This is a genomic window from Pararobbsia alpina, from assembly GCF_902859895.1.
Classification (GTDB): Bacteria; Pseudomonadota; Gammaproteobacteria; order Burkholderiales; family Burkholderiaceae; genus Pararobbsia; species Pararobbsia alpina.
On record NZ_CADIKM010000016.1, the window covers coordinates 58,381 to 71,257 of the forward strand.

Here is a 12,877-nt window from a genome sequence, read left to right on the forward strand (position 1 = left end):
TTCGCAACGCACCACCCCGCTACCAGATTAGGACTTGCCATGATCATCTGCACCGGCGTCGGCCCGGGCCACCTCGATTTCGTCACGCGCGGCGCGGCGGAGCATATTGCAAACGCCGATGTCGTCGCGGGTTTCGACGCGGTGGTCGACGTCGTGCGCCCCTTGATCCCCGCGACTACGCAAATCGTGACGATGGGCTACCGCGACCAGGTCGCCCAGCTCGACGTCGTCGCACAGCTTCATCACGCGGGCAAGCGCTGCGTCGTCGTCTTCATGGGCGATATCCATTTCAGCGGCTTCCAGTTTCTCGAACGTGTCGAACGCGCATGCGGACATCCCGTCGAAGCGCTGCCAGGCATCTCGTCGGCTCAAGTGATGGCCTCGCGCGGCAAGGTCTGTTTCGACGAAACGACCTTTGTCACCTTTCATCGGCGCGGCGATCTCGAACCCTTCAAGCGCCATCTGGTTCATGTGCTCGCCGATGCGCGCAATGCGATCGTGATCCCGCGCCCCTGGGATTTCATGCCGAAGGACATCGCGGCCTGGCTGCTCGGGCAAGGCGTGTCGGCTGATCACCCGGTCGAGGTCTGGGAAAATCTGACGCGTGGCGATGCGGAATGGCGCGGCACGCTCGCCGAATGCACGCGTGAGTTCACGGACATGAGCATCATGCTGATCCGCACGCGCACACCGATGGCGAGCCAGATCGAGCCGGCGCCGGTATCCGCTGCTGCTCAAAGCACGACTCAGACCACGACCCCGATCACACCCGCGGCCGCAACCTCGGTCACGACCCCGGCCCCCAGCCAGGCCACCGCCGCATCATGAGCCGCACCGATTCCGCCACGTCAACCGACGCCCGCGCTGCCCTGCCTTCGGCGCAGGCCGCACACGGCGACTATGCGATCGTGCTGGCCGGTCACGGCAGCCGCGACCCGGACGGCGTGCGGGAATTCGAGGCGCTGGTCGAACTGGTCCGCCGCCGCGCGCCTTCGCGCATCGTGCGGCACGGCTACCTCGAATTCGCCTCGCCGACGATCGATGTCGCGGTAGCGCAGGCGATCGAGGCGGGTGCCCGGCACGTCGTCATGGTGCCGGGCGTCCTGCTTGCCGCGACGCATGCGAAGAACGACATGCCGAGCGAACTGCTGGCCTTGCAGCAGCGCTTCAGCGGAACGAAATTTTCATTCGGCGCCGCACTCGATCTGCATCCGCAGTTGCTGCAGCTGTGCGCGCAGCGCGTAGTCGAAGCCGAAGGCGCGGAGCATGCGCGCACCGGTGAGACCGTGCCGCGCAACGAAGCCTGCCTCGTCGTGGTCGGCCGCGGCACATCGGACCCCGATGCAAATTCGGAGATCTCGAAGCTCGCGCGCATGCTCGAGGAGGGGCTGGGTTTCGGGACCTCGCTGACTTGCTACGCCGGCACCGCCAGGCCCAAGGTCGCAGACGGCTTGCGCACAGCCGTGCGGCTCGGCTACCGGCGCATCGTCGTACTGCCCTACTTCCTGTTCGACGGCATTCTGGTCAAGCGGATCCGCGCGGCCACGGCTGAGTTGCGGGCCCGCCATCCGGAGTTCGATATTCTCGATGCGTCGTACCTCGGACCGCATCCGTATGTCGCTGACGTGTTCGTCGAACGCGCGGCGGAAGGCGCGCAAGGTCGTGCCACGATGAACTGCGCATTGTGCCAATACCGCGTACAGATCATCGGCTTCGAACAACAGGTCGGCCTGCCGCAGCGCGCTCATCATATGAAAGTGAGAGGACTGGCGGACCGCAGTACCGATGCGGATGCAGGAGCGGAGGCAGGAAGCAACGTGGAAGCCGGTGCGAAGATCGATCTCAGTGGCAATGCCGGCGGTGGCGGCTCGGCGAGTGCGAGTGCACGGAATGGTGTCGGCCTCGCCGCTGAGACATTCAAGCCCTACGTCCCCCACCCGATCGAAGCCGAAAGCATGCGGATCATCGACCAGGGACGTGACTGGTCAGCCTTCACGGGTAACGAAGCGCGTGTGCTCAAGCGCCTCGTCCATACCAGCGGCGACTTCGATATCGTCGACGACATCTTCATCTCGCCCGGCGCCGCCGATCTCGGCTTGCGCGCTTTACTGCGCTGCCGGCGCGTGGTCACCGATGTGACGATGGTCCAGGCGGGGCTCAAGCAGGCGGTGCTTGCACAACTCGAAGTCGAGACCTGGTGCGGCGTTCACGACGACGCAACCCACGTGCTCGCGCAGACGCATGGGCTCACCCGATCGGCGGCCGGCATCCGCCGCGCATGGGAGCGGTTCGGCAACGACGTCGTCGTTGCGATCGGCGACGCGCCGACGGCGGTCATGGAAACCGTGCGCCTCATCGAGCAGCACGGCTGGCGCCCGCAGCTCGTGATCGGCCTGCCGGTCGGCTTCGTCGGCACGCGTGAATGCAAGACTGCTCTGCGCGAGACGATGCAGGTGCCGCGCATCACCAACACGGGCACACGCGGAGGCTCGCCGTGGGCCGCGACGGTTGTCAATGCCCTGATGATCGGCGCGATCGATGCGCTCGCGGATTCGACCGCGCAGTCCTCGAGTGCGACTTCTCCCTCGTCAACCCGGCGAGATCTCCCATGAGTGCGCGACGTCCCTACGATCTCGCCACGCTCGCGCCCAACGGGCTGCGACGCGGCTACACGACGGGGACCTGCGCGACCGCGGCGGTCAAGGCGGCGCTCGGCCTGCTCCTGCACGGCTCGCGCGAACGTTCGGTCAATGTGAGCCTGCCCGATCCCGACTACTTCCTGAACGTACCGATCCACGCGGTCGACTGGTCGGCACCAGGCATCGCCCATGCGGAAGTCATCAAGGACGGCGGGGACGATCCCGACAATACGCATGGTGCGACGCTGTTCTCGGATGTGTCGATCAACGACTGTCACACGCTGCGCTTTTTCGCGGGCCAGGGCGTCGGGACCGCGACCAAACCCGGCTTGCGCATCGCGGTCGGCGAGCCCGCGATCAATCCCGTGCCGCGGCAGATGATCCGTCGCGCGGTCGACGAAGTCCTCGAAGGCGGAGGCGACCCCGGCTTCGATGTCTCGATCGGTTGCGTCGGCGGCGAGGTGATCGCGCGCAAGACGTTCAATCCGCGCCTCGGCATTGTTGGTGGCATCTCGATCCTCGGGACGAGCGGCATCGTTGAACCGATGTCCCTGTCGTCATGGATCGCGTCGATCGAGGTCTACGTTCGGGTCGCGCTCGGCGACGATCCGCCATCGATCGCCTTTACGCCCGGCAAGATCGGCCGCGACCATGCGCGCGACGTGCTCGGTCTTTCCGACGCACGTATTGTTCAAATCGCAAACTTCATGGGCCCCTCGCTCGATTTTGCCCAGCAGGCGCTCGAGGAAACCGGCGCTCATCTCGAGACCCTGTGGGTGCTCGGTCACCCGGGCAAGATCGCAAAGGTGCTCGACGGCTTCTGGGATACACATTCAAGCAACAGCACGATGGCGATGTCGGCCGTGGCACGCATCAGCGCCGAATGCGGCGCGCCGGCCTCGCGCGTCGCGCAGATCGAACAGGCGAACACGGTGGAGAATGTCGTGCAGATATTGGAAGGCGATCCCTTGCAGGCCATCTTGTGGCGCGAGATCGAACAGCGGGCCGCGGCCCTGATGCACACACGGGTGCCGCGTGCGCGGCGGGTCGAAGTCCGGCTCTTCGACATGCAGGGCACGGCACTGGGAGCAGGTGCATGACGATACCCGGACAGTTCTTCGGCATCGGCGTCGGCCCTGGCGACAGCGGCCTGATCCCCGTCGCGGCGGTCGCGGCACTGCGCTCGGCTGACCTGATCTATGTCCCCCGTGCAACGAGTGCGAGCGAGTCGGTCGCGAAGCAATGCCTCGGCGATCTCGATCTGCCTCACGCGCGGTTTCGCGAGATCGGATTCCTGATGGACCCCGATCGCTCGGTACTGGCGCAACACTATGCGGAACTCGCGGGCACGATCGCCTCGGAATTGCGCGCCGGACGCACGGTTGCCTACCTGACGATCGGCGATACGCTGACGTACTCGACCTACGGCTATCTGCTCGCCGCCCTGCGCGATCTCGAACCGGACCTGCGTCACCGGACGTTTCCCGGCGTGACGAGTTTCGCGGCCACGGCCGCGGCCTTGTCATGGCCGCTCGGCGAAGGCAAGGAGCGCATCCTGATCCTCCCCTGCCCCGACGATATCGACGCGCTCAGGCACGACATCGAGTCGCATGACGTCGTCGTGCTCATGAAAATCGGCAAGCGCCTGCCGCAGGTCATCGACCTGCTTGCCGAACTCGGCCTGCTCGCCCACTGCGCATTCGGCCATCGCGTCGGCCTGCCGGACCAGCAGCTCTACCCCGACCTGGGTGCCGCGCGGCCGGCCGCCGCGACGGGTTATCTGTCGACCCTGCTGATTCGCCGGCACGCGCGCGAACAACGGCATCAAAAGCCCGAGACCTCTCAATGAAAGTCTATTTCATCGGTGCCGGCCCCGGCGCCGCCGACCTGATCACCGTGCGCGCCGCGCGCATTCTGAATGCAGCACCCATGGTGCTCTATGCAGGCTCGCTGGTTCCAGTCGATGTACTCGAGCATTGCCGCGCCGATGCCGAGATCTTCGATACGGCCAAGCTCAATCTCGAACAGCAGGTCTCCTGCTACGAACGCGCGCTCGAACAGGACATCGATGTCGCACGCCTGCATTCGGGTGACCCCTCGATCTATGGCGCCACGGCCGAACAGATGCGCCGCCTCGAACAGCTCGGCATCGACTATGAAATCGTACCGGGCGTTTCGTCGTTCAGCGCCGCGGCCGCCACGCTCGGCGCCGAACTCACACGGCCCGAGGTCTCGCAGTCGATCGTGCTCACGCGCGTATCGGGACGCGCCTCAGCCGTGCCGGAATTGGAGTCGATCGAACAATGGGCACGGCATCGCGCCAGCATGTGCATCTTCCTTTCGGGCCCGCATCTGAAGAAGATCGTTGCCGACCTGCTGCTCCACTATCCGCCTGAAACCCCGGTCGCGCTCGTGCATCGCGCGAGCTGGAAAGACGAACGCTCGCATCGGAGCACGCTCGGCAAGCTGGTTTCCGAGGTCAAGGTCAAGGAGTGGCAGCTCACGACCCTCCTGCTCGTCGGCGATGCGCTCGCGAAAGCCGAAGGTGTCGAGTCGAGTCTCTATGCGGCGACGTTCACGCATCGCTTCCGCCGCGCAAGCGTGCGCAAGAGGCGGGCCGCATGACAGACGACACGCGCGAGACGACGGGCATCTGGCTGGTGCGCGAGCACGCGCTGCCGCTCGGTGAACGGCTGCGCGCGGGACTGGATGGCCGGCTCTTCACGCCATGGAACGAAGGCGATGCGACTGTCAGCCAGCGGGAGCACTTCCGCAATGTATTCGGCTCGCTCAGGCAGTGGGTGCTCGTGATGGCCTCGGGAATCGCCGTGCGCATACTCGACGGACTGCCCCAGAGCAAGCACAGCGACCCGGCTGTGGTCCTGCTCGACGAATCGGCGCGGTTTGCTGTTTCGCTGCTGGCGGGACACGAAGGCGGCGCCAACGCGCTTGCCTATCGTGTCGCCCGGCTGACCGGCGCGGTGCCCGTCGTCACGACCGCGACCGAAGCGCTCAAGACGCTCGTAATCGGCATCGGCTGCCGGCGCGGCGCAAGCGTCGAGCAGATCGACGCGGCCGTGCATCACGCGATGCGCGGTCGCAACATCGATGCGGTGCGCGAGGTCGCGACGGTCGACCTCAAGGCCGATGAACCGGGCATTCTCGCTTTTTGCGAACGATATGGACTGCCTTTGCGCGTGTTCTCGCACGCGCAGCTCGCCGCACGGCCGTGGACAACGCGGCCTTCGGCCTGGGTTCGCGAGAATATCGGCCTGGACGGCGTCTGCGAACCCTGCGCACTGCTTGCGTCGGTACGCGGCGGACTCGTCGTCGACAAGACAACGCTGGACGGCGTCGCGATTGCGATTGCCGACGACTCACCTGAATGGATCAAGCTCGAATGAAAGGCGGTTTTCTGAATCTCGTCTCCGTCGGCCCTGGCTACCGCGAACTGATCGCGCCCCAGGCCGCCGATGCCCTGCGCGAGAGCGATGTGATTGTCGGCTACGACCTCTATCTGCAATGGATCGCTCCATGGATCGAAGGCAAGCGGATTCACACCTTGCCGCTGACGCAGGAACGCGAACGCGCGCGGCTTGCAATCGAACATGCGCGGGAAGGCCAGCGTGTCGCGCTCGTCTCGAGCGGCGATATCGGTGTCTACGCGATGGCCGCGCTCGCTTTCGAGCTGATGGACGAGAACGACACGTTCGGGCTGCGCGTCACGCCGGGCATCACCGCCGCGAATGCCTGCGCATCACTGCTCGGCTCGCCGCTCTCGCACGATTTCGCGACGCTGAGCCTGTCGGACCTGCTTTGCCCATGGCAATGGATCGAACATCGCGCGAGCCATATCGCACAGGCCGATCTTGCCGTCGTGCTCTATAACGTGCAGAGCCGGCAGCGGCCCGACGGCGTGCACAAGATCCTGCGGCTGATGCTCGAGCACAAGCGTCCGGATACGTGGTGCGGCGTGGTGCGCAATGCATACCGGCCCGATCAGCAGGTCGATATCGTCGAGCTCGGCGCGCTGCCCGAGCGACAATTCGACATGCTGACGACCATCGTGATCGGCAACCGCTTCACGCAACGCAAGCGTCAATGGATCTATACACCGCGGGGGTATGGCGACTGGGATCAATCGAGAACGCTTGCGCCACCCGAACCCGTGCCTGATGCGAATCTCCGGACCCTGGGCGAGGAGGACACCGTTTCGGGTGCCGACCTGCCTCTCGATGCGATCTGGGTCTTCTCCGGTACACGCGACGGCAACGAACTCGCGCGGCTGCTGGTCGCCTCGGGCCAGCGCGTTATCGTCTCGGTCGCGAGCCAGTATGGCGAGGACCTCGTCGTGCGCGATGTCCCCGGCGCCGCGGTGATCACCGGTCGACTCGGCATCGAGCGCCGCCGCGAACTGCTGCGCGCGTGCCGCGCCCGATCGGTCGTCGATGCGACGCACCCGCATGCGAGTGAGATGACCCGGCAGCTGACGCGTCTCGCGAACGAGCTCGGCATCGACTATATCCGCTATGAGCGGCCCGATAGCACGTGCGACGCACCCGTGCAGCAGTGCGACGACGTGCAGTCCGCCGCGCATCTCGCGGTCGAACTCGGCAGCCGGATTTTTCTCGCGACAGGCGTGACTCAGCTCGACAGTTTTCTCCGGCATCCGGGCGCCGCGCATCGCGACTGGTACTTGCGCCTGACGCCGGACCCAGCACAGTTGCAACGGGCGCTCGCCGCCGGCATCCAGCGCGACCACGTGATCGCGATGCAGGGGCCGTTCTCCCAGGCATTCAACGAAGCGCTCTGGCGCGATCTCGAGATCGACTGCGTGGTCAGCAAGGAGTCCGGTGAAGCCGGCGGGTATTCCGCGAAGGCTTCGGCCGCGCGTGCGCTCGGCATTCCGTTCATTGCGATCCGTCGCCCCGCGCTTGATCATCCGAATGTGGTCCGCGATTTCGCCGCGGTCCTGTCCCATCTCAAGGGCACCCCCGCACCATGATCCGCGCACCCCTTCCCGTTACCGTCGTCACCGGCTTTCTCGGCGCGGGCAAGACGACGCTGCTCTCGAACCTGCTTCATGAAACGAAGGGGCGGCGTCTCGCGATCGTCGTCAACGAGTTCGGCGAGGTATCGATCGACGGCGCGCTGCTGCGCGATCATCAGCGCGGCACCGAGGTCCAGGTACAGGATGTCGCCAATGGCCTGCTCGCCTATGGCGACGATGCGCTGTTCATGCCCCTGATGGCGCAACTTCATGCGCGCCGAGATCTCATCGACCATGTGGTGATCGAGACCTCGGGACTCGCCGTGCCGACCGCGGTCATGGAGCGTCTGCAAAGCGACGCTCTGCTCGCCGAGCGCTTCGTGCTCGATGCGACGCTTGCCGTCGTCGATACGCCGCTGTTGCTCACAGGGCAGTTCGATCCCGTCGGCGTCGAGAACGCCGAGTCTCATGCGAGCACGACGCTTTCCGCAACCGCCGCCACCGCCGCCTCGGTGGCCGAGCTCTTCCGATTGCAGATCAATCATGCGGACGTCGTGGTGCTCAACAAGATCGACGATCTCGACAAGCGTGCGCTGATCGAGGCCGAAACCCGGATTCGCCGGCTCGCGCCGAACGTTCGCTTTATCGAACTCGCCCATCGTGCACGGCTCGATACGCGGCTCGCGCTGGGACTTCGCCTGCATCAGCCCGGCGAGGGGCGGCACAGCCATGCGCGCGGTGCCACGAGTAGCCAGGTCTATACCCAGGTCGCCTCGCTGCAGGCTTCGCCCGTGCTGAGCCGCAGGCTCGACGGGCACAGCCATTCCGGGCTCGCGCCGCATACGCACGGGCTCTTGAGCCACAAGCATTTTCACGAGCACGATCCGGGCTGGCAATCGTTCGTGCTGCATTCGCATGCGCCGCAGACCGAGGCGACGCTGCTCGCCGCGCTCGCGAAAACCGCGCAGGCCGAGCCTGTCATGCGAATCAAGGGGTTCGTGCACACGGCCGGCGATGGACGGCCGGTGCTGATCCAGGGGGTGCGCAGCCGGATCGGCGCGATTCGATCGGCTGCGGTGGTCCATGAGCATGATGATGCGCAGGCGCATGATCATGCGCATCGCGGTGATGGCGCGCACTCGCATGAACATGAACATGAGCACGGTCATGGTCACGACCATAGGCATGATGACAGCCACAGTCATAGTCAGGACCATGGGCATGAGCACAGCCACAGTCATAGTCACGACCATGGGCACGAGCACGGCCATAGTCATAGTCACGACCATAGGCATGAGCACAGCCACAGTCATAGTCACGACCATGGACATGAGCACAGCCATGACCATGACCATGACGCCGACGATGATCAGCACCGACTCGCCCATACAGATGTTTCCTCCAGCGCGGGCGCGGTGGCACACGCCGAGTCACAACTCGTGTTCATCGGCTACCACGCGTCGCGCAAGCGGGTCGCGGAGCTGGTCTCGGAGTTGACCGGCACGCTATGGCATTAGACCCGCGCTAGGCCTGCACCAGCCCCACACCAGACCCTGCACCACTGCACGAATCACAGCACCACGAACCAGGCAACCACGATGAAGACCGACCCGGAATCGCATCAACGCATGACCCAACGCCGCAAGGAAGGCTTCGAAAAGAAGCTCGCCGCTGCCGACCAGGAGAAGGGGCTGCTGATCGTCAACACGGGCAGCGGCAAGGGCAAGACGACCGCCGCGTTCGGCATGGCCGTGCGCGTGCTCGGCCATGGCATGAAACTCGGGGTCGTGCAGTTCATCAAGGGTGCGCTGCACACGGCCGAGCGCGATTTCCTCGGCAGCGCGGCTCACTGCGACTTCGTGACGATGGGCGACGGCTATACCTGGAACACGCAGGACCGCGACGCCGATATGGCGACCGCACGCAAGGGCTGGGAATCGGCCGCGCGGATGATCCTCAGTGGCGACTACCAGATGGTCGTGCTCGACGAACTCAATATCGTGCTCAAGTACGAGTACCTGTCGATCGACGAGGTCCTCGATGTATTCAGCCGGCGACCCGCGATGCTGCACGTCGTCGTGACGGGCCGCCATGCCCCCGACAAGCTGATCGAGGCAGCCGATCTCGTCACGGAGATGCGCCTCGTCAAGCACCCGTACCGCGAGCAGCACGTCAAGGCTCAGCGCGGTGTCGAGTTCTAGACGATGACGGCCTGCCCAGCACTGTTCATCAGTGCACCCGCTTCCGGCCAGGGCAAGACGACGCTCACCGCCGGGCTCGCGCGCCTGCACCGGCGATTGGGGCGCCGCGTGCGCGTGTTCAAGACCGGTCCGGACTTCCTGGACCCGATGATTCTCGGCCGCGCGGCCGGTACGCCGGTCTACTCGCTCGACCTCTGGATGGTCGGCGAAGCCGCCTGCCGTCAATTGCTCGAGGAGGCCGCGCAAACGGCCGATGTGATTCTCGTCGAAGGGGTGATGGGTCTGTTCGACGGCACGCCGAGCAGCGCCGATCTCGCAGCCGCGTTCGGCATTCCCGTCGCCGCCGTGATCTCCGCGCAATCGCTCGCGCAGACCTTCGGAGCGATCGCGTTCGGACTCGCGCGATTCAGGCCCGACCTGCCATTTCATGGCGTACTCGCCAATCGCACCGGCTCGCCGCGCCATGCGGACATGGTTCGCGAAAGCCTGCCATCCGATATTCGCTGGCTCGGACATGTGCCGGCGGATCGGCATATCGAATTGCCCGACCGGCACCTCGGTCTCGTGCAGGCCAATGAGATCGACGACCTCGAAGTGCGCCTCGAACGCGCCGCGGATGCGCTTGCCGGCACCCAGCTTGCCGACCTGCCGCCTCCTGTCGAGTTCGGTCATCCGGCCGCCGCGCCGCGTGCGGCACGCGTGCCGCACCTCGCCGGCCTGCGCATCGCCGTCGCGCGAGACGATGCATTCTCGTTCATCTACCCCGCGAATCTCGATCTCCTCGCGGCACTCGGCGCGCAGATCGAGTACTTCTCGCCGCTCGACGACGAGCCGGTACCCGCGCACGCGGACGCACTCTACCTGCCTGGCGGTTATCCGGAGCTCCATGCGCCGTTGCTTGCGCGCAATCATCGCAGTGCCGCATCGATCCGCGCGCATGCCAATGCGGGCCGGCGCATCGTCGCCGAATGCGGTGGCATGCTCTATCTGCTCGATTCGCTCACCGACAAGGTAGGGAGGACAACGCCCATGCTCGGACTCATGCCGGGCGATGCAACACTCGCGGCGCGCTTCGTCTCGCTCGGCATGCAACAGCAACACGGCCGTCTCGGCACCCTGACGGGACACACCTTTCACTACTCCCGGCTCGTGACACCGCTCGAGCCCGTGGGCCATGCGATGCATCCAGTCACGCATCTGCGCGGCGAAGCCATCTTCCATCACGGGTCGATCGTCGCGAGTTATATGCATGCCTACTGGCCGTCCAATCCCGCATTCGCGGCCTCGTTGTTCAAGGATGCTCCGGGCGAACTGCGAGCCACGGCCACCGGCACGGCGGCATAGCGGTAACCTGGTTCAGCGATCCCACCTTCCCTGCTTTCTCACGATGATCACCGCACTCGACTCTTCGATCGCCCTCGCGAAAACACTTGAACCCGTCGGCTCGCCCTGTACGGATGTCTGCAAGCTCGATGCACAGACGGGCTATTGCAATGGCTGCATGAGGACGCGCGAGGAGATCAAGGCATGGAAGACCCTGCCCGACGGAGAAAAACTGCGCGTGTTCGAACTATTGCTCGACCGGCAATCACGACGCTCATGAAGCGGGTAAAGGCCAGGCCTCGATGAGCCGCGCATTCGCAATAGGGCTGGGCATACACGTCACCCCTCATGTCAGGCCGAGCCCATCTATGCCAGTTCATCGTTCGTTGACGCATGCCATTTTTCGGCCCTGAACCGGCTCGGCGCCATGCCGGCCGTTCGCGTGAAGAACCGGCTGAACGCACTGATCGATCCGAAGTGCACGCGATCCGCGATCTCACTAATTGGCAGACTCGTATGCAGGAGCAAGGCACGCGCTTCTCCCATACGCGCCTGGATCAGCAAGTCCTGGAACGGGACGTCTTCAGCACGAAGCCGCCGCAACAACGTCCAGCGCGAGATCTCGAGTTCATCGCAAAGGCGCTGTTGCAAGCTTGCCGTGGACTGATCGTTTGAACCATCGTGCAGCCAGTCGCGCAGATGCTGTGCAACAGTTTTCGCAAACGATCCGCTGTCGCGAATCTGTTCGCGCAGGCACGTTGCGGCACGCTGCTGAATTCCGGCGAGCACGCCATTGAAACGCTCGAACCGCTCATCGAGTCTGTTCGAGAAAAGTACCAACTGGTTGTGCGACTGATAATACGTGACTCGCGTACGAAACGTTTCGTTCCATGACGCATGCCTGTCCAGCGGCGCGCCGGTTATCCGTAACTCGCCGATATGGGAAGACGGATCGTAGAAACGCGCAATGCCCGCCAATGTCGCGAAGTTTCCGAGCGCGCAACTCGTCGCACGATCCACGCCTTCGAGCACGTAGTCGAACGCCATGCGATCGCTCGTTTCCTGCACCAACACCCAATCGACGTTGCCGATCAAATCCCGATATTTGACGTAGTGCCACAACGCCTCGCGCAACGTGCCGCTATTGCACACCACACCCGCCAGTTCCGGAAACGGCCATAGTCGCACCGCGACGTCAGGACGCAAGGCCTCATCGGTCAGAGGCCAGTTCTCAGTCAGTTTCAGCAAGCGCACATGCTTGTCGCCACTGACCCTCCCCCGCGGGGCATCGATGATCCTTTCATCGATGCTGATCGCCCTGCTCAACGCATGTCGGTCGTAACCCTGTCGCTCCGCGAGAAGCCATCGATACAGCGTGGCCGATACGGTCTTCTGCCCAAGTACCATCATTCTTCCCCGCCGGTCATCGTCACGTCTTCCATGCTCGATGCAGAGCGATCAATCCGCGCATTCACTTAGCCCAGGCGATCAAGTCGTGCTCCCTGAGATCAAATGACTGCATCGCTTCTTCATTAGAGTTCTCTAATTAGTACAGCAAAGTCTCTACTAAAAGTAGGCTGCTTAAGCTATTTCACAATTCACCGCCTCTACTCGCCTGGCGGAAACCTCCTGGAGCGGAATCGGGCGCACTCACTGGCTGTGCGTCGTTGATGTCTATTGAAGATTGGGCAATGGATTTTCCGGCAGCTTAAAAGCCCAATTAT

Annotated in this window: 12 protein-coding genes; 11 read left to right on the forward strand and 1 reads right to left on the reverse strand. The window is 64.3% G+C overall.

The genetic code is table 11. The features are described 5' to 3' along the window. Positions 1-39 precede the first annotated feature (39 nt). The 11 genes from HV670_RS16805 (at position 40) to HV670_RS16855 (ending at position 11,433) form a co-directional block, all read left to right on the forward strand. Positions 40-828, forward strand: a complete 789-nt coding sequence (locus tag HV670_RS16805; RefSeq protein WP_246257544.1) for a cobalt-precorrin-7 (C(5))-methyltransferase — start codon at positions 40-42, stop codon at positions 826-828. Beyond that, positions 825-2,612, forward strand: a complete 1,788-nt coding sequence (locus HV670_RS31085) for a precorrin-8X methylmutase (protein WP_246257550.1) — start codon at positions 825-827, stop codon at positions 2,610-2,612. Before HV670_RS16805 ends, HV670_RS31085 begins: the two co-directional genes overlap by 4 nt. Continuing rightward, on the forward strand, positions 2,609-3,739 hold the full coding sequence (cbiD, locus tag HV670_RS16815; protein WP_175105934.1) for a cobalt-precorrin-5B (C(1))-methyltransferase CbiD: 1,131 nt from the start codon (positions 2,609-2,611) through the stop codon (positions 3,737-3,739). Before HV670_RS31085 ends, cbiD begins: the two co-directional genes overlap by 4 nt. Continuing rightward, the gene (gene cobI, locus HV670_RS16820) at positions 3,736-4,488 is read left to right on the forward strand and encodes a precorrin-2 C(20)-methyltransferase (protein WP_175105935.1); all 753 of its coding nucleotides are present in this window, start codon (positions 3,736-3,738) and stop codon (positions 4,486-4,488) included. The genes cbiD and cobI overlap by 4 nt, the downstream gene beginning before the upstream one ends. Continuing rightward, positions 4,485-5,264, forward strand: a complete 780-nt coding sequence (cobM, locus tag HV670_RS16825; RefSeq protein WP_175105936.1) for a precorrin-4 C(11)-methyltransferase — start codon at positions 4,485-4,487, stop codon at positions 5,262-5,264. Before cobI ends, cobM begins: the two co-directional genes overlap by 4 nt. After that, on the forward strand, positions 5,261-6,043 hold the full coding sequence (locus tag HV670_RS16830; protein ID WP_175105937.1) for a cobalamin biosynthesis protein: 783 nt from the start codon (positions 5,261-5,263) through the stop codon (positions 6,041-6,043). Before cobM ends, HV670_RS16830 begins: the two co-directional genes overlap by 4 nt. Then, on the forward strand, positions 6,040-7,644 hold the full coding sequence (cobJ, locus tag HV670_RS16835) for a precorrin-3B C(17)-methyltransferase (protein WP_175105938.1): 1,605 nt from the start codon (positions 6,040-6,042) through the stop codon (positions 7,642-7,644). Before HV670_RS16830 ends, cobJ begins: the two co-directional genes overlap by 4 nt. Further along, positions 7,641-9,146, forward strand: coding sequence for a CobW family GTP-binding protein (locus HV670_RS16840; protein WP_246257551.1), 1,506 nt, complete (start codon positions 7,641-7,643; stop codon positions 9,144-9,146). Before cobJ ends, HV670_RS16840 begins: the two co-directional genes overlap by 4 nt. Positions 9,147-9,227: 81 nt before the next feature. Further along, positions 9,228-9,830 (forward strand): cob(I)yrinic acid a,c-diamide adenosyltransferase, encoded by a 603-nt coding sequence (gene cobO, locus HV670_RS16845; RefSeq protein ID WP_175105939.1) that lies wholly within the window; start codon positions 9,228-9,230, stop codon positions 9,828-9,830. A gap of 3 nt (positions 9,831-9,833) precedes the next feature. Continuing rightward, a complete protein-coding gene (locus HV670_RS16850) occupies positions 9,834-11,174 on the forward strand; it encodes a cobyrinic acid a,c-diamide synthase CobB (protein WP_175105940.1) in 1,341 nt (446 codons plus the stop codon). A 43-nt stretch (positions 11,175-11,217) separates the two neighbouring features. Beyond that, entirely contained in the window at positions 11,218-11,433 is a 216-nt protein-coding gene (locus tag HV670_RS16855) for a DUF1289 domain-containing protein (RefSeq protein ID WP_175105941.1), read from the forward strand. Positions 11,434-11,519: 86 nt separating this feature from the next. Here the strand turns inward: HV670_RS16855 and HV670_RS16860 are convergent, their stop codons facing one another. Beyond that, the gene (locus tag HV670_RS16860) at positions 11,520-12,563 is read right to left on the reverse strand and encodes a helix-turn-helix transcriptional regulator (protein WP_175105942.1); all 1,044 of its coding nucleotides are present in this window, start codon (positions 12,561-12,563) and stop codon (positions 11,520-11,522) included. Positions 12,564-12,877 lie beyond the last annotated feature (314 nt).